The organism is Sphingomonas sp. (assembly GCF_035714405.1).
Classification (GTDB): Bacteria; Pseudomonadota; Alphaproteobacteria; order Sphingomonadales; family Sphingomonadaceae; genus Sphingomonas.
In genome coordinates this window covers 637,364-661,238 of the sequence record NZ_DASTMA010000018.1, presented here as the reverse complement: position 1 = coordinate 661,238, position 23,875 = coordinate 637,364, and the positions used below count along the sequence as shown (strand labels likewise).

Genomic DNA, 23,875 nt, shown 5'->3' with positions numbered 1-23,875 from the left:
ATCTAGCTGGCATCTCAATCCCTTGAGGGCCAGTATGCTTCGCCACACCATCTCGTTCGCCGCCCTGTCTCTCGCCTTGGCGGCGCCCGCGCTCGCCCAAACCAGGGCCGCCACCGCCAAGCCCACCGCCGCCGAGGCCGACGCATTCGTCGCCGAGGCCGAGAAGACCGCCGCGATGAAGTCCCTCGACTGGTCGCGCGTCGCCTGGGTCAACGCGACCTACATCACCGACGACACCGATGCGCTGGCTGCCAAGGCGGGCGCGGAGTCGACCGAGATGGGCGTACGCTATGCGATCGGCGCGGCGCGGTTCAACGATGTCGCCGGCCTGTCGCCCGACACGCGGCGCAAGCTAGACCTGATGCGCAGCGGCCTGACGCTGCCGGCGCCGACTCGACCGGGCGCGGCCGAGCAGCTGGCGACGCTGACCACCAAGCAGTCGTCCTTCTATGGCAAGGGCAAGGGCACGCTCGACGGCAAGCCGATCAACGGGTCCGACATCGAGGCGGCGATGGGGACGAGCCGCGATCCCGCCAAGCTGCAGGAGATGTGGACCAGCTGGCACGACAATGTCGGAGCACCGATGCGCACCGACTATGCGCGCGTCGTCGAGCTCGGCAACCAGGGTGCCAAGGAGCTGGGCTATGCCGATGTCGGCGCGCTGTGGCGTTCCGGCTACGACATGCCGCCGGCCGAATTCGCGAAGACCGTCGACCGCATCTGGAGCGAGGTGGAGCCGCTGTACAAGGCGCTGCACACCTACACGCGTTGGAAGCTGAACGAGAAATACGGCGACGCGGTGCAACCGAAGACGGGGCCGATCCGCGCCGACCTGCTCGGCAACATGTGGGCGCAGGAATGGGGCAACATCTATGACGTGGTCGCGCCCAAGGGTGCGGGCGACGTCGGCTATGATGTCGAGGCGCTGCTCAAGGCCAAGAGCTACGATCCGGTGCGCATGGTAAAGCAGGGCGAGGCCTTCTACTCGTCGCTCGGGTTCGCACCGTTGCCCGAGACCTTCTACCAGCGTTCGCAAATCGTGAAGCCCGCCGACCGCGAGGTGATCTGTCACGCGTCGGCCTGGAACCTGGACGCCAAGGACGACATCAGGATCAAGATGTGCACCAAGGTGAATGGCGACGACTTCGTCACCATCCATCACGAGCTCGGCCACAATTATTATCAGCGCGCCTACAACAAGCAGCCGTTCCTGTATCAGAACGGGGCCAATGACGGGTTCCACGAGGCGATCGGCGACTTCGTCGCGCTGTCGATCACGCCCAATTACCTGGTGCAGATCGGGCTGCTGGAGCAGAACAAGGTGCCGTCCGCCGACAAGGACATTGGCCTGTTGCTGCGCCAGGGCATGGACAAGGTGGCGTTCCTGCCGTTCGGGCTGCTGATCGACAAGTGGCGTTGGGGCGTGTTCTCCGGCCAGATCAAGCCGTCGGGATATCAGGCCGCCTGGGATGCGCTGCGGCTGCAATATCAGGGCATCAAGCCGCCGGTCGCGCGCGACGAGACCCGGTTCGATCCGGGCGCGAAATACCACATCCCGGGGCAGACACCGTACGCACGCTACTTCCTCGCGCGGGTGCTCCAGTTCCAGTTCTACAAGACGGCGTGCCAGCAGGCGGGCTGGACCGGCCCGCTCCACCGCTGCTCCTTCTATGGCAACAAGGAGGTCGGGGCGAAGCTGAATGCCATGCTGGCGATGGGCCAGTCCAAGCCCTGGCCAGACGCGCTGCAGGCGTTCACCGGCACACGCGAGATGTCGGGGCAGGCGCTGGTCGAGTATTTCGCGCCGCTGAAGGCGTGGCTGGACCAACAGAACAAGGGCAAGCCCAGCGGTTGGTGATCCCCACGGCGGGGCGCCGGTGTGACCGGCGCCCCTTGTTTTCAGATCGTCTCGGGAACGGTGTTCTCGTCGGCGATGCCGGCCTGGAACGAGGCGCTGGAGTCGGTGCCGTCCACCTGATGGGCGCTGGCCTGAACCACGGTGCCTTGCCCCTCGCCCTTGTCGCCGCTGCCGGTGATGTCGATCGGCTTTTTCTCCGTGCCGACATTGCGTCCGCTGCTGCCGCGCAGGGTGAGCAGCGCGGCGGCGGTGGCGCCGGCTGCGGCGACGCTCGCGATCGCGGCCGCCGCCCACCTGCCGCCGACGCGGTCCGTCGCCTTTTCCAAGGTCGACTTGTGGTCCGCCCGAGCGCGCCGCGCGGGAGCCTTGGCGGTGGCGCGCTTCGCACCGGTGTTGCCCGACGCCTTGGTGCGGGTGCTCGTGCCCTCCTTGGCCGTCGCGCTCCGGCCGCTGCCGCGAGCCGCCTTGGCGCGCGGTGCCGCCCGCTTGGTCGAGCGCGGCTTGACCGCGCGGACGACGCTTTCGCCGGCGTCGGTCACCGCGTCCTTGGTCGCGGTGACGGCGCGCGAACCGGCCTCTTCGACCCGGGTCACGACACCTTTGGGCTTGGGCCCCGGCTTCTTGGCGGTCGGGCTGCGCGGCGCGGCGCGGCGGCGGGGAGCGGGCGGTGCCGCCTCCGGTGTGCCGCCGTCGTTGCCACCGTTGTTGTTATTGTCGTCAGCCATGATTTGGCTCCCTGTTGCGGATCGGTTCGGAAGCGTAACGCGTGGCCGTCCGATGGTTTCCGATTCATCTGAACGGCGGCTCGTCGAACGCGCGCAACTTGCGGCTGTGCAGCCGCTCGCCCTCGCGACGGAGCTGCTCGCACGCCTCGATGCCGATGCGCATATGCTCGCTGATCGCGCGTTCGTAGAAGCGGTTGGCCTGGCCAGGTAGCTTGAGCTCGCCGTGGAGCGGCTTGTCGGAGACGCACAGCAGCGTCCCGTAGGGAACGCGGAAGCGATAGCCCTGCGCGGCGATAGTGGCCGACTCCATGTCCACCCCGACCGCACGGCTGAGCGAGAAGCGCAGTGCCGAGCGCGAATAGCGCAGCTCCCAGTTGCGGTCGTCGGTGGTAACGATGGTGCCGGTGCGCAGCCGGCGCTTGAGCTCCTCGCCCGACTGACCGGACACGATCTCGGCGGCGCGGGCGAGCGCCACCTGGACCTCGGCGATTGCCGGCACGGGGATCTCCGGCGGCAGCACGTCGTCCATGATGTGATCGTCGCGTAGATAGGCATGCGCCAGGACATAGTCGCCGATCCGCTGCGACGGCCGCAGCCCACCGCAATGGCCGATCATCAGCCAAGCCTCGGGCCGCATCACCGCCAGGTGGTCGCAGATCGTCTTCGCGTTCGACGGACCGACGCCGATGTTGACGAGCGTGATGCCGGTGCCGTCCTCTGCCATCAGGTGATAGGCCGGCATCTGATGCCGCCGCCAGGCGCTGTCGGTGACCAGCCGCTCCGGATCCTCGCCGGCACGGATCACGACGCCGCCGGCGCCTGACACGCCGGTGAAGCGGCTTCCGTCGCCGAGCTGCGCGACCGCCCAACGGACGAACTCGTCGACATAGCGATGATAGTTGGTGAACAGGATGAAGCGCTGCGTGTGCTCCGACGGGGTGCCGGTATAATGGCGCAGCCGCATCAGGCTGAAGTCGGTGCGCAGCGCGTCGAACAGCGCCAGCGGGCGGGTCGCGTCCTGCGGGATCCACAGCCCGTCCGCGACCTCATCGCCGATCTGCTGCAGCTCGGTCGCGGGGAAGAAGCGCGCGAGTTCGGCCGCCGAGACCTCGTCGAGGCTGAGCGCGTGGCCGGGATCGAGGACGTACGGAAACGGGATTTCCTGGCGGCCGGGGACCGCCTCCACCTCGACGCCGTAATCCTCGATCAACAGCGTGAGTTGCTCGGTCAGATAATCGGCGAACAGCGCCGGCTTGGTGACGCTGATCCGATAGTCGCCGGGCGTGACGAGCCGGCCGAAGGAGCGCAGCGGCACACTCTGCGCGGCGAGCGGGCGGTCGTCATTGCCGCGATATCGGACCCGGATCTCGGGATAGGCAAAGCTGCCGTCGCGCCGGCTGGCGGGATCGGGGCGAGTGCCGTCGGTGAGATAGGCGGTCAGCGCCGCCTGCAGGCGCTCGACGGCGACGCGATAGAGGCGGTCAAGTTCGGCGACGATATCGGAAGCGGGTGTCATCCGGAGCCGCTACGCGGGTCGCGGGACAAGGGCAAGATGGCGAGCAGGATGTCGTCGCCGGCTGGCCCTTCAACCCTCCCCGGCGAAAGCCGGGGCCCAGATGCCGGCCTCCTACGAGGGGGGGGGCGCTGGTGCCGGCGCGGCCGACTGGGCCCCGGTGTCCCCCGGGGAAGGTTGCGGGGCGTGAGCAATTAGGCTGCTCTCCGCTACTTGCGACCTTTCATCTCCTATAGCCGCTCCAGCAGATAGTCCGCCGAGCTGACCTTGAACTCGCCCGGGCCCTCGACGTTGAGCTGCTCGACCACGCCGTCATTGACAATCATCGAGTAGCGCTGCGACCGCTTGCCCATGCCGAACTTGCCACCATCGAAGCTGAGGCCGAGCGCGTCGGCGAAGGTGCCGTTGCCGTCGGCGAGCATGGTGATGCCGGAAGCCTCGTTCTGTTTAGCCCACGCGCCCAGCACGAAGGGATCGTTGACGGCGGTGCAGGCGACCTCGTCCACGCCCTTGGCCTTCAGCGCCGTGCCATGCTCGATGAAGCCCGGCAGGTGCTTGGCCGAACAGGTGGGCGTGAACGCGCCCGGCACGGCGAACAGCGCGACGCGGCGGCCGGCGAAGAAGTCGCGCGTGGTCACCTGTTCAGGGCTTTCGCCGACCTTGATCAGGGTCGCTTCGGGCAGGCGGTCACCGACTTGGATCATGTGAAAATCTCCTTCGCCCGCGCCGTTCGACCATGCGGCGGGCGATTTCAAGCGCGACGAAAGCGGCGCGGCGGCGTTATGGTCGCAAGCCATGGACAAGCCCCAGTTTCTTTCCGGCCAGTTTCTGCTCGCCATGCCGGGCATGCACGACCCGCGCTTCGACCGCGCGGTGATCGCGATGTGCGCGCATGACGAGCAAGGCGCGCTCGGCATCGGATTGGGGCAGACCTATGACGGGCTGGGGTCCCACGACCTACTGGAGCAATTCGCGATCGACCCGGGTGAGTCGGTCAATGCCCCGGTCCATATCGGCGGGCCGGTGGAACCGCGCCGCGGCTTCGTGGTCCACAGCCGCGACTGGGGTGGGCAGGACTCGATCGACGTCGCCGGGCGCTGGGCGATGTCGAGCACGGTCGATGTGCTGCGCGCGATCGCCGAGGGCACGGGTCCGTCGCGATGGGTGGTGGCGCTGGGCTATGCCGGCTGGGGCGAGGGGCAGCTCGACGGCGAGCTGGCACGGCCCGGCTGGCTCAACGTCAAGGGTGACGAGACGCTGCTGTTCGATACGCCGGCCGCCGAGCGGTGGCAGCGGGGCTTCGCGGGGGCGGGGGTCGACCCCCGGTTTCTGGTCGGCGGCGTGGGGCGGGCGTAGCGGCTCGCTACAATCATCCTCCCCGGCGCCGGCCGGGGTCCAGCTCCGAGCTTCCATGAAGGACGAGTAGACCTCGCCAACTTCGACCTTCGCACCTGGGCCCCGGCCTTCGCCGGGGAAGAGCTAACGAACTGCTCCTTCAATAAGACATAAAGCTTTCTTTATATGCCATCCTGAGCTATGAGCCTTGCATCCGGCACGGGCGCAGGGCTCGCCGAATCACGCTACCATTAGGAGACACGTCTTGGCCACCGCTTTCGCGCCCGAGGCAGATACCCGCTCGACCAAGGGCGACTACGTCATCGCCGACATCGGCCTGGCCGAGTTCGGCCGTCGCGAGATCGACATCGCTGAGACCGAGATGCCCGGCCTGATGGCGCTGCGCCAGGAGTTCGGCGCGTCCAAGCCGCTAAAGGGCGCGCGCATCACCGGCTCGCTGCACATGACCATCCAGACCGCGGTGCTGATCGAGACGCTGACCGCGCTCGGCGCCGACGTGCGCTGGGCGACGTGCAACATCTTCTCGACGCAGGACCATGCCGCCGCCGCGATCGCCGCGACCGGCGTGCCGGTGTTCGCGATCAAGGGCGAGAGCCTGGCGGACTATTGGGATTATGTCGGCGACATCTTCAACTGGGGTGCGGGCACCTCGGGCGAGACCGCGAACATCATCCTCGACGACGGCGGCGACGCCACCATGTTCGCGCTGTGGGGCGCGAAGCTGGAGGCCGGCCACACGCTGGGCGAGCCGGAGAATGACGAGGAGGTCGAGTTCCAGCGCGCGCTGAAGGCGTTCGTCGCCAAGTATCCCGGCTATCTGACCGACACGGTCAAGAACCTGAAGGGCGTATCGGAAGAGACCACCACGGGCGTCCACCGCCTGTACGAGATCGCCAAGAAGGGCGAGCTGCCGTTCCCCGCGATCAACGTCAACGACAGCGTCACCAAGTCGAAGTTCGACAATCTCTACGGCTGCAAGGAATCGCTGGTCGATGCGATCCGTCGCGCCACCGACGTCATGCTCGCCGGCAAGGTCGCCTGCGTCGCGGGCTTCGGCGATGTCGGCAAGGGCTCGGCCGCGTCGCTGCGCAACGGCGGCGCGCGCGTGCTGGTGACCGAGGTCGATCCGATCTGCGCGCTGCAGGCGGCGATGGAGGGTTATGAGGTGGTGACGATGGAGGAGGCGGTGACCCGCGCCGACATCTTCTGCACCGCGACCGGCAATGCCGACGTCATCACCGCTGACCACATGAAGGCGATGAAGCCGATGGCGATCGTCAGCAACATCGGTCATTTCGACAGCGAGATCCAGATCGCGGCCCTGTCCAACTACAAGTGGACCGAGGTAAAGCCCGGCACCGATCTGGTCGAGTTCCCCGACGGCAAGCAGATCATCGTGCTGGCCAAGGGCCGGCTGGTGAACCTGGGCTGCGCCACCGGGCATCCGTCGTTCGTCATGTCCTCGTCTTTCACCAACCAGGTGTTGGCGCAGATCGAGCTGTGGACCGCGGGCGAGAAGTACGGGAACCAGGTCTATGTGCTGCCCAAGCACCTGGACGAAAAGGTCGCGGCGCTGCACCTGGAGAAGCTCGGCGTGAAGCTGTCGACGCTGACCAAGAAGCAGGCCGATTATATCGGTGTGCCGGTGGAGGGGCCGTTCAAGCCGGATCACTACCGGTATTGAGGCGAGGCGAGCTTCCCCTAGCGGAACTCGCCGCTAGGGGGTGCGAGCGGGCCAAGCGCCCGCTCCATCTCTCCAAGCCAAGGACGATAGCGTCGCCACAACTCGCCACTGTGAGGATCGAGCGGGCGGCGGACCTGCGCCGCGCTGGCCGTGCGCACGGGGCGCTTGTTCTCATAGAAGCGCAGGCACGCCGGATCGAACGCTAGACCGATATGATCGACGACGCGGCGTAGCTCCGCTTCCGGGTCCGCCAGCAGCCGCTCATGTTCAACCCGCAGCACGCGACCGGGGAGGACCGTTGCGACATGGTCCATGTACCTGACATAGTCTCGATACTGCCGAGCGATGTCGGTCTGGTCATAAGCAAAGTCCCGACCGCGCGTGAAATGCTGCTTAAAGTTCGCGAAACAGCAGGCCATGGCTTCTCGCCTGGCGTCGATGATGATGGCCTGCGGCAGGATCGTGTGGATCAAGCCGATATGGGGCCAATTGTCGTTCAGCTTGTCGATGAAGAATGGTCTATCCGTGATGCGGTGAATGGTCGCGCGGGTCAGGTATCGTTCGCCCATAACCCGCGCGCGTTCGGCATCGATCGCGGCGAGCGCATTCGGGTAGGGGACCGGTGCCTCGCTCCACCGTTCCGCCAGCAGTTCGTGCGCGATTTGCGGAATATAGGGTAGCTCGGCGGTGCCCTCGATTGCTGGGTGGCTGGCGAGCATCTGCTCCAGAAGCGTGGAGCCGGCGCGCGGCATGCCGACGATGAAGATTGGTGCCGTTGACGGTGAACCCCAGCCGCTACGCCGATCGAAATAGGGCTCGTCGAAGAACTGGATGGATCGGTCGATGGAGGCCGCAGCCTCGGCGGCATCGTAGGGCCGCAACTTGCGGGCAATCCGGTTTGCCTCGGCATAGTGGGTAAACGAAGCCTCGTACCGCCCGGCGTCTTCCTCTGCCTTTCCCAGCGCGAATTGCAGGTGCAGCTCCTGACCCGGATCAATCCCGGGCCGTTGCAGAAGCGAGCTCATCACCGATATGTCATGGGCGCCCAACTCTCCCGACTTGAGATCGGCGAGTCCCCACCATGCTTCGCCGGACGCCGGCATCCGGGCAAGCACCGCGCGATAGGTTTCCGCACTCTCGCCGAGACGACCCAAGGTGCGCAGGAGGTGCGCGTGGCCCAGGCGTATCGACGGTTCGGCGGGCCTGCGCGCGATCAACTCCCGGAATATCTTGTCGGCCTCGTCATAGGCGCCGATCTGGGTCAGGAGGCTGAGCCGGATCGTGGCGGCGCGGAGGTCGTCGGGGTGGTGCTCTGTCAGTTGGTCGAGCAGCGTCCGCGCCTCATCGAACATCGACTGGCGAAACAACAGCTCGGCGAGGCGGGTCAGAGTCTCGCGGTGACCGGGGAGGACTGTGCTGACGCTGCGCAACAACGCGATCGCCTCCGCAGGCAGGCCGGCGATTCCGGCGATCTCGACCAGCAGAAGCGTCGCGGCGGGGTCACGCGGGTGGCGCGCCAGGATCGCACGAGCGCCTCGTTCAGCCTCCGGCAGCCGGCCGCGCATGAAGGCCTGAGCGGCTTGAACGAACTCGGGCCGGCGGCTGGCTTGCTCTAGAATGGCATCGGCGGCTGCCGAGCGGTCGTGCTGTGCTGTCATCGCTCAGTCCTGCCAGCAAGCCGACGCGGTTGTCAGCCGCAAAAACAAGGGGCCGAAGGCTTGCGCCCCCGACCCCCGATTAGCCTAGAGTCGACCGGATCAGAACTTCGCCACGGCACCTGCATAGAAGAAGCGGCCGGTGTTGTTGTAGATGGCACTACCGCCGCCCACCCCGGTCAGGCCAAAGGGCGGAAGCTCGTTCGCTACATTGTCGACACCCAGATAGAAGTTGAAGCGGTTGTTGGCTTCGATGTCGATCCGCACGTCGTTGTACCAACGCTCCGGATAGAACACGATCGGGAACGCGTCGGCATTCTGCGGCGGACGCCCCTGCTTGCTGAAGGTGTTCTCATACGCTCCCGGCGTCATCTTGCCGATGTAGCGCAGCTTGTGCCCGATCGTAAAGGCGCCGAGCTTGACCGAAGAGTTGACGTTGAACGCGTGCTTCGGGTCACCAAGCTCGTACAGCACCTGATCGGCGCGGCTCGGATCGGTCGGCGAGAGGAACGTGTCGTTCTGGAGGGCGAAGGTGTAGATCGCCCGCAGCGATACGGTGCCGAAACTCAGCCGTTTCTGATACGCAGCTTCGAAGTCGATGCCACGGACCTTCAGCTTCGCGTAATTGAGCGGGATGACCTGCAGGTTGTTCTCCAGGATCTGCCCCCGGATCTCCCCGCGCGGCCCGCCACCGGCACCGGCACGGGCGAACAGGGCGCAGAACTGATTGTTCAGGTCCGCGGCATCGTAGCAGGCGTTGATGATCCCCTGCGCGGACGGGGAGGTGATGACGTCATTGACGGTGATGTCGAAATAATCGGCCGACAGCGAGAAGCCAGGAATGAAGCGCGGCTGGAACACACCGCCGACAGTGTAGGAGTCCGACTTCTCCGCCTGAAGGGCGGAGTTGCCGCCCGACAGGAAGCCCAGTGACTGACGGTACACGAAATCATATCCTGCAGGGACACCGTCCGCGGCGCAGTTTGCGGCGCGCGTGGCCGAACCGGTACCGATGTTTCGCGCCGAGCAGGGATCGCCCACCGTTGCGAAATTCTGACCCGGCACGGTGAAGAGCTCGGTCAGATTGGGCGCGCGTACTGCGCGTGAGTAGTTGCCACGGAACCTGAGGTCGCGAACCGGCGCGAAGTCGATGCCAGCGTTGTACGAATAGACAGTCCCGGTAGCGCCCTTGTAGTCGGCGACCCGCGCTGCGCCACTCAGCGACAGCTCATGGATGAAGGAGTCGCGGATGATCGGCAGACGGATCTCGCCAAACGCCTCCTTCACCTCGAATGAAGGTGGGCTGAAGGGGGGGATGGCATTATAGAAGGTGAGACCGGCAGCGGTGGCTGCATCCTGCGTGTAGGTCGTAGTCTCGCGCCGGTACTCGGCGCCGATCGCGAAACCGATTGGGCCGCCGGGTAGTTCGAACAGCTGACTGGAGTCGCCACTGACGAAGCCGCTGGCGACGAACTGCGTGATCTTGCCTGACGCGCGCGAGTCTTGGAGCAGATAGCCGCGCGCGGCATTGGAGATGTTGCCCTCTCCGAATAGGTTGATCGGTACGCAGGCCGCGACATCGGCCGCAAGCTGGCTCTGCGCGAAAGCGGCATCGCCCGCTCCCTCGAAGGCGATACGCGCCGCAGGGCTGACCTGCGACCGGCACACGACCTGACCGTTAGCAGCACCGCCTGCCGCGACGCCCGCGTCGACCGCATCGATCGCGAGCAGGAAGCGTTGCAGATTGACGTTGCCCAGGATGCGCGTCTTCTCGCGGAACTCGCCGTAATTGGCGCTGACCTCGTAGTTCCAATCGTCGTTGAACGTGCCGCGGACACCACCGACAGCGCGATAGGTCTCGCGCCGCGCCTGTTCGTCGCGGTTGGAGAGTTCGACCACGTTGCGAATGAAAGTGAAGGTGCCGACCTCGTTGGGCGCATAGCCGTAATAGTCGTTGATCACCCCACGCGCCTGTGCGCTGAGGAAGGGATTGGCGGTTGAAAACCGCTCACGCGGCGAGCCGGTGGTGCCACCCGAGAAGAAGAAGGGCCCACTCTGGCTGCCGATCGAGTCGGTACGAACGTATTTGGCTTCCAGGAAAGGTACGAAAGCGGGGCTGACCTCGAACTTTGCGATCAGGTTCGCGCTGTAACGATCGAGCGCCGGCGACAGCGCAAGCTGACGTCCTTCGCGGAAGCTGCTGCCGTTGCCACCGATATAGCTTGGCAGCGGTGCAAGACCGACGGGTGTGCCCGTCTGGAGGATCAACTGGCCGGAGGGCGTGAACAGGTAGGGCGTGTAGCTGTCGCCGCCGAGATAGGAGAGGAAGGTTCCCCCGTTGCTGTAGATGCCGCTGCGGATGTCGGGAACGAACTGGGTGTCGACCACGCCATCGCTGCCGTTGGTCGCGGTTGCCGGATCGGTGTCGACAGTGATGAACCCCTGCGTGTTGCGGAGGTTCGGCCGACCGGAGCCGTAGAAGTCGTTCTGCCGCGAATATTCGAGGTTGAGCGCGATGTTACCGCGTCCGTCCGCGAAGTTCTTACCAGCCAGCGCGCTGACATAGTATGAGCCCGCGTCGCCGTACTGAGACGCGCCGCCCTGGCCCCGGATCTGAACGCCGTCGAAATTATCCTTGAGGATGAAGTTGACCACACCTGCAAGCGCGTCCGATCCATAGATCGCGGAGTTGCCCCCTGTCACCGTATCGACTCGCTCGATCAGATCGGTCGGGATCGTGTTGACATCAGGCGACACGGCATTGTTCAGAATGTCGCCGGCGACATGACGGCGACCGTTGACGAGCACCAAGGTGCGCTGCGAGCCGAGTCCGCGAAGATCAAGCAGGCTCAGGCCAGCCGTACCTAGGAAGCGGGTCGAATTGGACTGGCTGAACGTGCTGCGCAGTGCCGGAAGCTCGTTGAGCGTATCGCCAACCGACGTTCGGCCGGTCTGAAAGAACTCCTCTCCAGTGATCGAGGTGATCGGCACCGTCGATTCGAGGTTCGGACGTCGGATGCGAGAGCCGGTGACGACCACGTCGGAGCCGGTCTCTGTTCCCGCGTCGGCCGGCACATCGGTGTTCCCGGCGACGGGGGTCACGCTGTCGGCGCTCTGCTGCTGAGGCACTCCTGGATCCTGCGCCGCCGACGACGTCGCCGGCTGTTCCTGGGCCAGCGCAGAGGCGGGGGTCAGACCAAGCACCAGCGCAGCTGGCGCAACTGCCACGAGCAGACGGCTCTTGATCATCATATTCCTTTCGAGCGACTCTTATGGCGGAAGCTCTTCCCTATTTTGAAGACGCTGGGAAAGCCCGGAAGCGGCCCTAAAACCTTGTTCTCGAACGTTTGTGACACTTCTGCAACACTGACCAGAGGCCTGACTGCGGCGAATTGCCTGCCGAGGAGCGCAAGTCGCTTCCCCGCCGCGGTGTCGCGGCCTAAGCGGAGCGCCATGGGCAGGGGTGCGGACCAGCGATGATCGTGATCGGCCCGGGTGCCGCGTTCATCGCGGGCGCTGTGCTGTTCCTGCTGGTGGTCGGTGGCGCGGCAATGCTGTTCGCCGGACTCCGCGCGCGTGCGGCAGCGGCGGCCTCAACTGTCGAAGCGGATCGCCTCGGCGAGCTGCTGCTGGCGGCGCCGGTGCTGCCGATGCGGGTGGCGGAGGACGGGCGATTGGACATGCCGCGCCGGCTCGCCGACTGGCTGGGGCTGGCCGAACCGCCGCGGTTCCTGCCTGAACTCACCGCCGAAGACAGCGGGCTGAGCGCCGCCGATGCCAGAACCCTCACGGACGACATCACCGCCGCGCAGCGTGGCGGCAGGGCCTTCGAGCGGGCGGTCCGGCCCGTCGGCTCCGGCCGGACCCTGACCATGCGCGGCCTGCGCCAGGGCGCCGACGTGGTCGTCTGGTTCTTCGATGCGAGCGAGCGCGAGGGTGAGATCGCGCGACTGGGCGGCGAGGTGTCGCGGCTGGCGGCGGCGTTCGAGTCGCTGAGCGCGCTGATCGAGGTAGCACCGCTGCCGATGTGGTACCGTGGGCCTGACCTGAAGCTTGCGATGGTCAACTCCGCCTATGTCGCGGCGGTCGAGGGCAAGGATGCCGCCGACGTGATCGCGCGCGGCCTCGAACTGGTCGAAGGCTCCGGGCATGCGGGACCGCTGTTCGGCGCCGAGGCTGCTCGCAACACGACGCGGCCGCATCAGCAGGTATTGCCGGCGACAATCGGTGGTGAGCGCCGGACGCTCAGGCTCTACGACGTCCCGCTCACGACCGGCGGAGTGGCCGGGTTCGCGGTCGATATCGAGGAGCTGGAACAGGCGCGCACCGGTCAGAAGCGGTTCGCCGAAGCGCAGCGCGCGATGCTCGACCGGCTGAGCGCGGGGGTGGCGCAGTTCTCCGCCGACCGGTCGCTGATCTTCTCCAACCAGCCTTTTCGCCGCATGTTCGCGATGCGCAGCGAGTGGCTGGCGGACCGGCCGGAGTTCGAGCGCGTGCTCGACCGGATGCGCGAGGCTGACCGGCTGCCCGACGTTCGTGACTTCCCGGGCTGGAAGGCTGAGCGGCGCGAGTGGTTCTTCCAGACCGAAGGTGCTGCCGAGGAGAATTGGCATCTGCGCGGCGGCACCCACCTGCGCGTGGTGGCGCAGCCGCTGCCCGATGGCGGGCTGTTGCTGATCTTCGAAGACCGGACCGAGCAGGTGCAGCTGGCGAGTGCGCGCGACACGCTGTTGCGGGTGCGTACCGCGACCTTCGACAATTTGTTCGAAGCGCTGGGCGTGTTCGCCGCCGATGGGCGGCTGCAGCTGTGGAACAACCGTTTCCGGGTGCTATGGGGGCTGGAAGAGGAGTTCCTGGCCTCGCATCCTCGTGTCGATGCCTTTGCGGAGATCACCGCGCCCCGGCTGGCCACGCCGAACCGGTCGGTGCTGATCCCGGAGCTGGTCCGCTCTGCGACCAGCGAGCGGCAGCAGCGGGCCGGGCGCGTCGCGTTTGCCGACGGACGCCATTTCGAGTTCGCGGCGGTGCCGCTGCCCGACGGCAATGCGCTGGTGACGATGCTCGACATCACCGACAGCCGTCGTGCCGAACAGGCGCTGCGCGATCGCAACCGGGCGCTGGAACAGGCGGACAAGGTCAAGACGCAGTTCGTCGCCAATATGAGCTACGAGCTGCGCACGCCGCTGACCTCGATCGGCGGGTACGCGGAGATGCTGCATGGCGGCTATGCCGGCAAGCTCCCGAAGCAGGCGATCGCCTATGTCGCGTCGATCCTGGAGTCGGCGGAGCGGCTGGGGTTGCTGATCGACGACGTGCTCAATCTGACGCAGGGGCAAGGTGACGATGCCGCACCCGAACGCGAGGACGTGGACGTCGCGGTGGTGGCACGGACGGCGGCGGCGACGGTACGCGCCTCGGCCGAGCGGCGGCGGGTGGATTTCGCGGTGGAGGTGGCGCGGTCGGCAGGGCGGGTGACGGGGGATGCGCGACGGCTGCGCGAAGCGGTGGAGCATCTGCTGCGCCACGCCATCGCGGCGGTGCCGGAGGGTGGCCGGGTGCTGCTGCACGTCGATGGCAGCGCCACGGCGGCCCGCGTCGTGGTGTCCGACAACGGCCCGGGCATGTCGGGAGATGCGCAGGCGCATGCGTTCGACCGCTTCGCCGAGCCGGGAATTCAGCCGAGCGGGGAACGGGCGTTGGGGCTGGGGCTGCCGTTGGCAAAGCAGTTCGTCGAAGCGCATGGCGGGCGGATCGAGCTGGTCAGCGAGCCCGGCCAGGGGACGCTGATCACGGCGGACCTACCACGGCGGTGAGCGCGCAAGCCGCAATCGTCCGCTGCAAGGCGAGGGTGTGATGTTCGTCGCCGATGCTGCCGCGACGGAGGCATTCGGCGCCGCGCTGGCGCGCGCCGTCCGTCCTGGTGACGTGATCGCGCTGTCTGGGCCGCTGGGTGCGGGCAAGACCTCGATCGCGCGGGGACTGCTGGCGGCTCTCGGGCTCGCGGGCGAGGCGCCGTCGCCCTCGTTTGCGATCGTCCAACCCTATGCGCCCCCAGAGGTCCAGGTGCCGGTGCTGCATGTCGATCTTTACCGGGTCGAGGACGTGGCCGAGCTGGAGGAGCTGGGACTGGACGAGGCGCTGGCGGACTCGGTGCTGCTGGTCGAATGGCCGGAGCGCGCGGAGGGTCGCTGGCCGGAGGCGCTTCGCCTCACCCTGGCGCCCGAAGGCGAGGGGCGTCGCTTGACAGCGAAGGTGCCGGCCGCATGGAAGGGCAGATGGCCGATATGACCCCGCCCCAACTTCCATTCGAAGCTCGCGTCGCCGACTTCCTTTCGCGACATGGCTGGGCCGGGGCGACGATCATGCCGCTGGCCGGCGATGCCTCGTTCCGGCGCTATTTCCGGGTCACCGAAGGAGCGCGGCGCGCGATCCTGATGGATGCGCCGCCGCCGCATGAAGACCCGAAGCCTTTCCTGTCCGTCGGCGGCTGGCTGAGTGAGCGAGGCTTCGCGGCGCCGTGCATCCACGGCGCGGAACCGGAAGCGGGCCTGGTGCTGCTCGAGGATTTCGGCGACGACCGGATGCGCGAAGCGGTGGATGCCGCGCCCGCCGAGGAATTGACGCACTATGCGGCGGCGGTCGACCTACTGGCCGAGCTGGCGAAGCATCCGGCGGGGCCGTTCTCGCCATATGACCGTGCGGCCTTGCACCGCGAGACCGCGCTGCTGACCGAATGGTATTGCCCGGCGGTCGGGCTCGATGTGGACCTGGCAGGGTACGATGCTGCATGGAGTGCGGTGTTCGCCCATGGGCTGACCGACACCCCGGTCACGGTGCTGCGCGACTATCATGCCGAAAACCTGATGCTGGTCGGGCCGGAACGGCGCCTGGGCCTGCTCGACTTCCAAGATGCCGTGGCCGGGCACCCGGCGTATGACCTCGTCTCGCTGCTGCAGGACGCGCGCCGCGACGTCGAGCCTGCGGTCGAGCAGGCGATGCTGGCGCGCTACCAGGCCGCGACGGGTGCGGGCGAAGACTTCATGGCCGCCTATCATGTGCTGGGCGCGCAGCGGAACGCGAAGATCATCGGCATCTTCACGCGGCTGTGGAAGCGGGACGGCAAGCCGCGGTATCCGGCCTTGTGCCCGCGGGTGTGGACGTATCTGGAGCGCGACCTGGCGCAGCCGGTGCTGGCGCCGGTCGCCGCGTGGTTCGACGCGAACATCCCGCGCGCGATGCGCGGCGATCCGAGAGCCCTGGCGCGATGAGCAAGCAGCTCGCGCTGCGGCCCGACCCGGGCGGCAGCGTGCCGGAGACGGCGATGGTGATGGCGGCGGGGCTGGGGCAGCGGATGCGGCCGCTGACCGCGACCCGCCCCAAGCCGCTGGTTCATGTCGCGGGCAAGCCGCTGATCGACCATGTTCTCGACCGGCTCCGCGCGGCCGGAATCCGGCGCGCAGTGGTCAACGTCCATTACCTGGCCGACCAGATGGAGGAGCACCTCGCCCGTGTCGACGGGCTGGAGGTGATCGTTTCCGACGAGCGCGGGCGGCTGATGGAAACCGGCGGCGGGCTGGTGCAGGCGCGGCACCTGCTCGGCGACGAGCCGATCCTGGTCGTCAACAGCGACAACCTGTGGGTCGATGGGCCGGTGGACGCGATCCGCCTGCTCGCCGGCCGCTGGGACGAGGCGCTGATGGATGCGCTGCTGCTGCTGGTGCCGCTCGCGCGCGCGCACAACAATGGCGGGTCGGGCGACTTCCACCTCGGCGCCGATGGCCAGATCACCGGCCGCCGCGAGCCCGGGCGGGTGGCGCCGTTCACCTATACCGGCATCCAGATCCTCCACCCACGGCTGATCGCCGACTGCCCGGAAGGTCCGTTTTCGACCAATCTGTTCTGGGACCGCGCGCTCGCGGCGGGCAGGCTGTACGGCCAGGTCCATCAGGGCCTGTGGTTCGACATCGGCACCCCTGCCGCGATCGGCCGGACGGAGGCGATGCTGCTGGATGGCTGAGCGGGGCCTGCGCCTCTTCACGATCCCGCCGCATCGCGCCTTTGCCGACGCGCTGGTCGCGGGGTTGCGGCGACGCACGGACGCCGACCCGCTGGCGCTGGCGCGCGCGACGGTGCTGTTGCCCAACAACCGCGCGGTGCGGGCGGTCACGGACGCGTTCGTCCGGGCGAGCGGCGGCGGTCTGCTGCTGCCCCGGCTGGTCGCGCTGGGCGATCCGGAAGCGGGCGAGACGCTGGGTGCCGCGCTCGACCCGGCCGACGGCGAGCCGATCCCGCCCGCGGTCGATCCGTATCGGCGCCGGCTGACACTGGCGCGACTGGTCGGCGAGGAGCGGCGGGCGGCGGGGCAGCCGGTGAACGCGGGCGAGGCGGTGCGGCTGGCGGGCGAGTTGCAGCGGACGCTCGATCAGCTGCTGGTCGAGGAAGTGTCGCCGGCCGAGCTGCGCGGCATCGACCTGGATGACAACCTCAGCGAGCACTGGGCGCGCGCGCTGGCGACGTTTTCTGTGGTGCTGGATCGCTGGCCGGAGGAACTGGCGAGGCTCGGGTGCATCGACGCGGCCGACCGGCGTGGACGCCTGCTCGAGCGGGCCGAGCGGCGCTGGCGGCAGGCGCCCCCCGGTGGGCTGGTCTGCGCCGCCGGGGTGAGCGACTCCGCCCCGGCAGTGGCGCGGCTGCTGCGGCGGGTCGCGGAGCTGCCAAGCGGACTGGTGGTTTTCGCGGGGCTCGACCTGGCGATGGACGAGGAGGAGTGGGCGGCACTGGGGCCGCACAAGCCGGACCCGGAGACGCGGCTCGCGCGCCCGTCGATCGAGACGCACCCGCAATTCCATCTCAAGCTGTTGTTGGAGCGGATGGGTGCCGTGCGGGGCGAGGTGAAGGCGTGGCGCGAGGCGGGCGGCCGTGACGCCGACCCCGCGCGCGCCCGCGCCATCGCCAACGCGCTCGCGCCAGCCGCCTTTACGGGCAGGTGGACCGATCTGCCCGCCGCCGACCGGCGCCTGACCGGGGTCATGGCGGCCGAGCTCGCCACCCCGGCCGAGGAAGCACAGGCAGTCGCGCTGGCCCTGCGCGGCGCACTGGAGGCGCCCGGGCGTACGGCGGCGCTGGTGACGCCCGATCGGGCGCTGGCGCGGCGCGTCGCGGCGCATCTTGGCCGGTGGGGCATCCAGGCCGACGACACGGCCGGCCGGCCGCTGTCGATCCTGCCGCCGGGAACGCTGCTGCTGCTGCTCGCCGAGGCGGCGGCGCAGCGCTGGTCGCCCCTGCCGCTGCTGGCCTTGCTCAAGCACCCCTTGGTACAGAGCGGGGACGCGCGGCTCGCCTGGCTCGACGGTGTGCGGGCGATGGACCGGCAGCTGCGTGGGCCGCGTCCCGCCACCGGGTTGGAGGGGATCGGTTCGGCGTTGAGGGGGGTCGCGGCGAGCTTCTGGAGCGAGGCGGCTGATTGCCTGTCGCCGCTGGAGCGAACCTATGGTGACGGCGCGCAGCCGCTCGGCACGCTGCTCGCCTGTCTGCGGGAGACGGCGCAGGCGTTGTGCGGCGACGCGCTGTGGGCCGGGCCAGCGGGACGGGCGGCGGCGGAGTTCCTGTCGTCGCTGGAGACCGAGGCGCCGCATGGGCCCGCGCTGGTCGATCCGGACGAGGTCGCGCCGATGCTGCGCGTCTTGCTCGACGAGGTGGCGGTGCGGCCCCCACAGGGCGGGCATCCGAGGCTCGCCATCTATGGCCTGATCGAGGCGCGGCTGCAGTCGGCCGACCTGTTCGTGCTGGCCGGGCTGAACGAGGGGACATGGCCGGGCAAGCCCGCGCCCGACCCGTGGCTGGCACCGCCGATCCGCGCGAAGCTCGGGTTGCCGGGCCTGGAGCGGCGGGTGGGCATCGCCGCGCACGACTTCGCGCAAGGGCTGGGTGCCCCCGATGTGCTGATTACCCGCGCGCGGCGCGATGCCGGATCGCCGGCGCTCGCGTCGCGGCTGTGGCTGCGCCTGCAAGCCATGGCGGGCGAGCGGTTCGAGCGCGCGTTCGAGCTGGAGGGCTGGACCCGTGCGCTCGACCGGGCCGCGGATCACCTGCCCGCCGGACGGCCGGCGCCGCTGCCACACAAACACCTGCGGCCGCTGGCGATCAACGTCACGGAGGTCGATCGGCTGAAGGCCGACCCCTATGCCTTTTACGCGCGCCGGGTGCTCAAGCTGCTGAGCCTCGATCCGGTCGACGCCGATCCCAGCGCCGCGTGGCGGGGCAGTGCGGTCCACGACATCCTGGAGCAATGGTGGGTGCAGGACCGCTGCGCCGTCGCGGCGCTGAAGCCCCGCGCCGAGCAGATGCTCCGCGACGAAAGCACTCACCCGCTGATGCGCGCGCTGTGGCAGCCGCGGCTGATGGAGGCGATCGACTGGATCGCACGGCGCGTCGCCACCCATGCAGAAGAGGGGCGCGAAGTGGTGTCGGCCGAGGGCAAGGGTTCGATCGAGCTGCACGGCGTGACGCTGACCGGCCGCTATGACCGGATCGACCGCTGCAACGACGGCGGGCTGGCGATCATCGACTACAAGACCGGGAAGGCGCCCTCCACCACCGCGGTGCGCGAAGGCTATTCGCTACAGCTCGGCTTGCTCGGCATCATCGCCGAGCGCGGCGGGTTCGCGGACGCGGAGGGATATGCGACCGCATTCGAATATTGGTCGCTGGCGAAGAGCCGGGACGGGTTCGGCAGCATGACCTCGCCGTGCGATCCGGCGGGCAAGGCCAACAAGATTCTGACCGAAGAGTTCACTGCCGTCGCCGAGCGCCGCTTTCAGGAGGTGGTGGGCCGATGGCTGACCGGCGAGGAGGCGTTCACCGCCAAGCTGCATCCGGAATATGCGCCCTATGCCGAATACGACCAGCTGATGCGCCGGGACGAGTGGTATGGGCGGGATTAGACTCGTCCCCGCCGTCGCGCCGGGGCAAGACCGGGGCGACGAGACAGCATGAGTGGCGCGTCGAAACCCCTCCCGCCGCTGAAGGGCGCGCAGGCCGCGGCTTCGGACCCGGACGCGCATGTCTGGCTGTCGGCGTCGGCGGGCACCGGCAAGACGCAGGTGCTCGCCGCGCGCGTGTTCCGGCTGTTGCTGCGCGGGGTCGATCCGGCTGCGATCCTGTGCCTGACGTTTACCAAGGCGGGCGCGGCGGAGATGGCGGGGCGGATCAGCGATCGGCTCGCCCGCTGGGTGCGAATGCCGGACACGCAGCTGACCGCCGATCTGGTTGCGCTGGGCGAACGGGGCACTCCGGCGGAGCGCGCCCGCGCGCGCACGCTGTTCGCCAAGGTGCTCGATGCGCCGGGCGGGGGGCTGCGCATCCAGACCATCCACGGCTTCTGCCAGGGATTGCTCGCCGCCTTTCCGGTAGAAGCGGGTCTGTCGCCCGGTTTCCGACCGCTCGAAGCCCGCGAAGAGGCGGTGCTGCAGCGCGAGGCGCTCGCGGCGATGCTGGCCGATGCCGAAGCCGAAGGGCGCACCCGGCCGGTCGCGGTGATCGGCGCGCTGAGCCTGAGGTTGGGTGAGGGCGGGGCGGAGGGCTTCCTGACGGCGTGCGCCCGTGCGCTGGCGGGGCTGGAGGCGTTGCCGAGCGGGGTTCAACCCTGGCTGCGGCGCACACTCGACCTGCCGTCGGGACCAATCGAGGAGGCACTCGCGGAAGGCTGCGACGCCATCGACATGAACGCGGTACACCGGATCGTCGCCGCCAACCGCGCCTGGGGCACCGCGACCGGCGACAAGCGGGCGGGAGCGGCGGAGCGGTGGCTGGCGGCGGAACCCGCCGCGCGCGCGACGTCGATCCGGGCGCTGCTGGGCAGCTTTCTCACGCAGAAGGGCACCCCGTTCAGAGACAAGGGCCTGCTCGCTGTCGATCCTGAATTAGGTGAGCTGTCGCAGCAATTGGGCGAGCACTGCCTCGACCTGCTGTCGCTGGTGGATCGCGCCGCCTATGCCGACCTGCTGGCCGATGGACTGGAGGTAGGGCGCGACTATGCGCGCGCCTATGCTCAGGCGAAGCGGCGGGCGGGGGCAGTCGATTTCGACGACCTGATCCGCACGGCGGTGCGGCTGTTCCAGCAGCCGGGGATCGGCGAGTGGGTGCGCTACAAGCTCGACCAGACCACCGCGCATGTGCTGATCGACGAGGCGCAGGACACCAACGCGCATCAATGGGCGATCGTGCGCGCGTTGGCCGACGAGTTCTTCGTGGGTCGCGGCATCCATGCGCCGGATACGCGGACGCTGTTCACGGTCGGCGATTACAAGCAGGCGATCTTCGGCTTTCAAGGCACCGATCCGTTGCAGTTCGCCGCGGCCGAGAAGTTCTTCGCGCGCAAGGCGGCGGATGCGCTCGGCGATGACGATTGGGCCTCGCATGATCGTGGGCTGCCGATGCACCGGCTGGCGCTGGTGCATTCGTTCCGCTCGACCAAACCGGTGCTGGAGTTCGTCGATGCGGCCGTCGCCGCCATCCCCGACCCTGGTCTGGGCACCTTCGCGCCACCCGAGCCGCATGCCAGCGAGGTGGCGGGTCCCGGCACGATTACGCTTTGGCCGCCCGTCGCCGCGGGTGGCGACGCGGACGACGAAGAGAGCTGGATCGACGAACCCGTGCGTGAGCTGGCGAAGACGATCGCTCGGGCGGTGAGGGGCTGGCTGGCCGACCCGAGCCACACCAAGCGGGACGGATCGCGGCTGCGCCCCGAGGACGTGATGATCCTGGTTAAGCGGCGCGGCGAACTCGCGTCCTTGCTGGTCGCGCGGCTTTATGCGGAGGGCGTACCGGTCGCGGGCGTCGATCGACTGCGGCTCAACACGCCACTGGCGGTGCAGGACCTGTTGGCGGCGGTGCGCTTTGCCTTGCAGCCGGACGACGATCTCAGCCTCGCGTCGCTGCTGGTGTCACCGCTGATGGGGTGGAGCCAGGAGGCGCTGTTGGCGGCCGCGCCGCGTCCCGACCGGGTGAGCCTGTGGCGGCATCTGCGCGACACGCAGCCGGCCGACGCGCTCGCGCCGCTGGCCGCGCTGCTCGGCCGCGCGGATTTCGCGACGCCTTACCAGCTGCTGGAGGAACTGCTGTCCGGCCCGCTCGACGGTCGCCGCAAGCTGCTGGAGCGGCTGGGTGCGGAGGCGCGCGATCCGATCGAGGAGCTGCTCAACGCCGCGCTGACATTCGAGAGCACGACCACGCCGTCGCTGCAGCGCTTCCTCGATTGGTTCGATCGCGGCGAGGTGGAGATCGTGCGCGATCCGTCTGCGCCGCTCGATGCCGTGCGGGTGATGACCGCGCACGGGGCGAAGGGGTTGCAGGCGCCGCTGGTGATCTTGGCGGACGCGTGCGTCGATCCGACCCAGTCGCCGCGCTCGGTCGTGCAATGGACCCATGATCCGGAACAGCCGCCCATACCCGTGTTCCGGCCGCGCAAGGACGAACGCGGCGAGGTGCTGGGCGCCGCGCTCGACGCGGTCGAAAAGCGCGAGCTGGAGGAGCATTGGCGGCTGTTCTATGTTGCGGCGACACGCGCCGAGGAGCAGCTGGTGATCGCCGGCTCGCTCGGCCCGCGCGCCAAGGGCGTGCCGCCGTCCGCTAGCTGGTATGCGGTGGCGGCGCAGGCGATGGGCGGGCTCGGCGTTGCCGAGGGGCCGGGCGAGCGGGTGTTTACCGGTGTGGAGCAGACCCGGCCGGTGCCGCGTCGCGCGCTTGCAACCGCGACGGTCGACGAGGAGGTGCCGATCCCGGCGTGGGCGCGCCGGCCCGCTCCCCTGGAGGCGCGCCCGTCGCGGCCGCTTGCTCCATCCTCGATCGGCGAGGATGCGGTGTCCGATCCGCCACCCACCCCGGCGATGCGCGCGGCGGCGGAGCGGGGGCGGCTGATCCATGCGCTGTTCGAGCGTCTGCCGGGCGTCGCGTCCGAGGGTCGCGCACGGGCCGCCGACCGCTGGCTGCGCGATACCGGTGGCGTCGCCGACGCAGCGGTGCGCGACGAAATCGCCGGCAGCGTCTGTCGGATCATCGCCGATCCGCGCTTTGCCGACCTGTTCGGGCCGGAGTCGCTCGCGGAGGCGCCGATCACCGCGGTGGTGGAAGAGGGGCTGGTGGTGTCGGGCACGGTGGACCGGCTGCTCGTCACCGCCGCGCGGGTGCGGGTGGTGGATTTCAAGACCAGCCGCCGCGCGCCGGCCACGCTGGCGGACGTGCCGAGCTATCACCTGCGCCAGATGAGCGCCTATGCCCACGCGCTGCGGGTCATATTCCCGGGGCGGCTGGTCGAGGCGGGGCTGCTGTACACCGCGACGCCGGTGCTGTTCGAACTTCCGGACGAACTTCTGGCGCGGCACAAGCCCGGCTTCGCCCAGGCGGAGCAAAGCTAGCCGTCCAGCCGTTGGAGGGGGCGAGGCGCGCACCTAGATGGGTTCACGAAGGAGTTTTTCGACATGGCCACCAAGCAGATCACCGATGCCAGCTTCGCCAGCGACGTGCTGCAGTCCGACAAGCCGGTGCTGGTCGATTTCTGGGCGGAGTGGTGCGGGCCGTGCAAGATGATCGGCCCATCGCTCGAGGAGCTGTCCGAGGAATTGGGCGAGCAGGTGACGATCGCCAAGCTCAACATCGACGACAATCCCGACACCCCCGGCACCTATGGCGTCCGCGGTATCCCGACGATGATCCTGTTCAAGGCCGGCGCCCCCGCCGCAACCAAGGTCGGCGCGGAGCCCAAGGGTCGGATCAAGGCCTGGCTGGAGGGCGCGCTCGCCTAATCGGAATTTGGCCGGCAGTTCACCGCGAGCCAGCCGGCCAAGTCGTCCAACGTCATTTTTATTCCCGGCCCATGCCACGGCGCTACGAGTCCCTCGCCCGGGAAGGGTAAGCGCAAGCCAAAATGGGCCGCCGACTCGATTTGAATGTCGTCTAAGTCTTCTTCACAGATCCCTAAGTGGCTGCATGGATCGGTCTGGGCGTTAACAGTCCTAGAGCTGCCAACTTCGCGGCGGCACTGCTCGATGAGGCAGGCGAGCAGTCGTTCCTTTTCGGCCTGTAGCG

The 23,875-nt window shown here is 68.3% G+C and carries 15 protein-coding genes; 10 read left to right on the top strand and 5 right to left on the bottom strand.

Translation table 11 applies throughout. From position 1 onward, the window contains the following. The first annotated feature begins 34 nt into the window (after positions 1-34). Positions 35-1,858 (top strand): M2 family metallopeptidase, encoded by a 1,824-nt coding sequence (locus VFQ64_RS10010; RefSeq protein ID WP_325103139.1) that lies wholly within the window; start codon positions 35-37, stop codon positions 1,856-1,858. Positions 1,859-1,899: 41 nt separating this feature from the next. Here the strand turns inward: VFQ64_RS10010 and VFQ64_RS10005 are convergent, their stop codons facing one another. From VFQ64_RS10005 to VFQ64_RS09995, 3 genes are all read right to left on the bottom strand, one after another. After that, entirely contained in the window at positions 1,900-2,583 is a 684-nt protein-coding gene (locus tag VFQ64_RS10005; protein WP_325103138.1) for a hypothetical protein, read from the bottom strand. A 64-nt stretch (positions 2,584-2,647) separates the two neighbouring features. Continuing rightward, positions 2,648-4,099 (bottom strand): AMP nucleosidase, encoded by a 1,452-nt coding sequence (locus tag VFQ64_RS10000; RefSeq protein WP_325103137.1) that lies wholly within the window; start codon positions 4,097-4,099, stop codon positions 2,648-2,650. A gap of 227 nt (positions 4,100-4,326) precedes the next feature. Continuing rightward, on the bottom strand, positions 4,327-4,800 hold the full coding sequence (locus tag VFQ64_RS09995; RefSeq protein ID WP_325103136.1) for a peroxiredoxin: 474 nt from the start codon (positions 4,798-4,800) through the stop codon (positions 4,327-4,329). A 91-nt stretch (positions 4,801-4,891) separates the two neighbouring features. Here VFQ64_RS09995 and VFQ64_RS09990 point away from each other — a divergent pair, with 91 nt between their 5' ends. Both VFQ64_RS09990 and ahcY read left to right on the top strand, forming a co-directional pair. Then, positions 4,892-5,452 carry a YqgE/AlgH family protein gene (locus tag VFQ64_RS09990; protein ID WP_325103135.1) on the top strand — a complete coding sequence of 187 codons (561 nt, stop codon included), beginning with the start codon at positions 4,892-4,894 and terminating at the stop codon, positions 5,450-5,452. 244 nt (positions 5,453-5,696) lie between these two features. Continuing rightward, the gene (ahcY, locus tag VFQ64_RS09985) at positions 5,697-7,136 is read left to right on the top strand and encodes an adenosylhomocysteinase (protein ID WP_325103134.1); all 1,440 of its coding nucleotides are present in this window, start codon (positions 5,697-5,699) and stop codon (positions 7,134-7,136) included. A gap of 17 nt (positions 7,137-7,153) precedes the next feature. Here ahcY and VFQ64_RS09980 read toward each other — a convergent pair whose 3' ends face one another. Together VFQ64_RS09980 and VFQ64_RS09975 are read right to left on the bottom strand one after the other, a co-directional pair. Beyond that, complete coding sequence (locus VFQ64_RS09980; protein ID WP_325103133.1) at positions 7,154-8,794, bottom strand: tetratricopeptide repeat-containing sulfotransferase family protein; 1,641 nt, start codon at positions 8,792-8,794, stop codon at positions 7,154-7,156. 99 nt (positions 8,795-8,893) lie between these two features. Then, positions 8,894-12,040: a TonB-dependent receptor domain-containing protein gene (locus tag VFQ64_RS09975; RefSeq protein ID WP_325103132.1), complete on the bottom strand. Its 3,147-nt coding sequence runs from the start codon at positions 12,038-12,040 to the stop codon at positions 8,894-8,896. 227 nt (positions 12,041-12,267) lie between these two features. Here VFQ64_RS09975 and VFQ64_RS09970 point away from each other — a divergent pair, with 227 nt between their 5' ends. The 7 genes from VFQ64_RS09970 (at position 12,268) to trxA (ending at position 23,592) form a co-directional block, all read left to right on the top strand. Beyond that, entirely contained in the window at positions 12,268-14,604 is a 2,337-nt protein-coding gene (locus tag VFQ64_RS09970) for a PAS-domain containing protein (RefSeq protein ID WP_325103131.1), read from the top strand. 40 nt (positions 14,605-14,644) lie between these two features. Then, on the top strand, positions 14,645-15,079 hold the full coding sequence (gene tsaE / locus VFQ64_RS09965; protein ID WP_325103130.1) for a tRNA (adenosine(37)-N6)-threonylcarbamoyltransferase complex ATPase subunit type 1 TsaE: 435 nt from the start codon (positions 14,645-14,647) through the stop codon (positions 15,077-15,079). Then, a complete protein-coding gene (locus tag VFQ64_RS09960) occupies positions 15,076-16,059 on the top strand; it encodes an aminoglycoside phosphotransferase family protein (protein ID WP_414712893.1) in 984 nt (327 codons plus the stop codon). Before tsaE ends, VFQ64_RS09960 begins: the two co-directional genes overlap by 4 nt. Continuing rightward, on the top strand, positions 16,056-16,808 hold the full coding sequence (locus VFQ64_RS09955; protein WP_325103128.1) for a nucleotidyltransferase family protein: 753 nt from the start codon (positions 16,056-16,058) through the stop codon (positions 16,806-16,808). Before VFQ64_RS09960 ends, VFQ64_RS09955 begins: the two co-directional genes overlap by 4 nt. After that, a complete protein-coding gene (locus VFQ64_RS09950) occupies positions 16,801-19,734 on the top strand; it encodes a PD-(D/E)XK nuclease family protein (RefSeq protein ID WP_325103127.1) in 2,934 nt (977 codons plus the stop codon). Before VFQ64_RS09955 ends, VFQ64_RS09950 begins: the two co-directional genes overlap by 8 nt. A 48-nt stretch (positions 19,735-19,782) precedes the next feature. Beyond that, positions 19,783-23,205 (top strand): double-strand break repair helicase AddA, encoded by a 3,423-nt coding sequence (gene addA / locus VFQ64_RS09945; protein WP_325103126.1) that lies wholly within the window; start codon positions 19,783-19,785, stop codon positions 23,203-23,205. Between the two features lie 63 nt (positions 23,206-23,268). Beyond that, entirely contained in the window at positions 23,269-23,592 is a 324-nt protein-coding gene (gene trxA, locus VFQ64_RS09940) for a thioredoxin (RefSeq protein ID WP_325103125.1), read from the top strand. Positions 23,593-23,875: the final 283 nt, after the last annotated feature.

Coding starts and splice junctions, on each gene's coding strand:
- VFQ64_RS10010 (WP_325103139.1), top strand. CDS start 35: ATGCTTCGCCACACCATCTCGTTCGCCGCCCTGTCTCTCGCCTTGGCG.
- VFQ64_RS10005 (WP_325103138.1), bottom strand. CDS start 2,583: ATGGCTGACGACAATAACAACAACGGTGGCAACGACGGCGGCACACCG.
- VFQ64_RS10000 (WP_325103137.1), bottom strand. CDS start 4,099: ATGACACCCGCTTCCGATATCGTCGCCGAACTTGACCGCCTCTATCGC.
- VFQ64_RS09995 (WP_325103136.1), bottom strand. CDS start 4,800: ATGATCCAAGTCGGTGACCGCCTGCCCGAAGCGACCCTGATCAAGGTC.
- VFQ64_RS09990 (WP_325103135.1), top strand. CDS start 4,892: ATGGACAAGCCCCAGTTTCTTTCCGGCCAGTTTCTGCTCGCCATGCCG.
- VFQ64_RS09980 (WP_325103133.1), bottom strand. CDS start 8,794: ATGACAGCACAGCACGACCGCTCGGCAGCCGCCGATGCCATTCTAGAG.
- VFQ64_RS09975 (WP_325103132.1), bottom strand. CDS start 12,040: ATGATCAAGAGCCGTCTGCTCGTGGCAGTTGCGCCAGCTGCGCTGGTG.
- VFQ64_RS09970 (WP_325103131.1), top strand. CDS start 12,268: ATGATCGTGATCGGCCCGGGTGCCGCGTTCATCGCGGGCGCTGTGCTG.
- tsaE (WP_325103130.1), top strand. CDS start 14,645: ATGTTCGTCGCCGATGCTGCCGCGACGGAGGCATTCGGCGCCGCGCTG.
- VFQ64_RS09960 (WP_414712893.1), top strand. CDS start 15,076: ATGACCCCGCCCCAACTTCCATTCGAAGCTCGCGTCGCCGACTTCCTT.
- VFQ64_RS09955 (WP_325103128.1), top strand. CDS start 16,056: ATGAGCAAGCAGCTCGCGCTGCGGCCCGACCCGGGCGGCAGCGTGCCG.
- VFQ64_RS09950 (WP_325103127.1), top strand. CDS start 16,801: ATGGCTGAGCGGGGCCTGCGCCTCTTCACGATCCCGCCGCATCGCGCC.
- addA (WP_325103126.1), top strand. CDS start 19,783: ATGAGTGGCGCGTCGAAACCCCTCCCGCCGCTGAAGGGCGCGCAGGCC.
- trxA (WP_325103125.1), top strand. CDS start 23,269: ATGGCCACCAAGCAGATCACCGATGCCAGCTTCGCCAGCGACGTGCTG.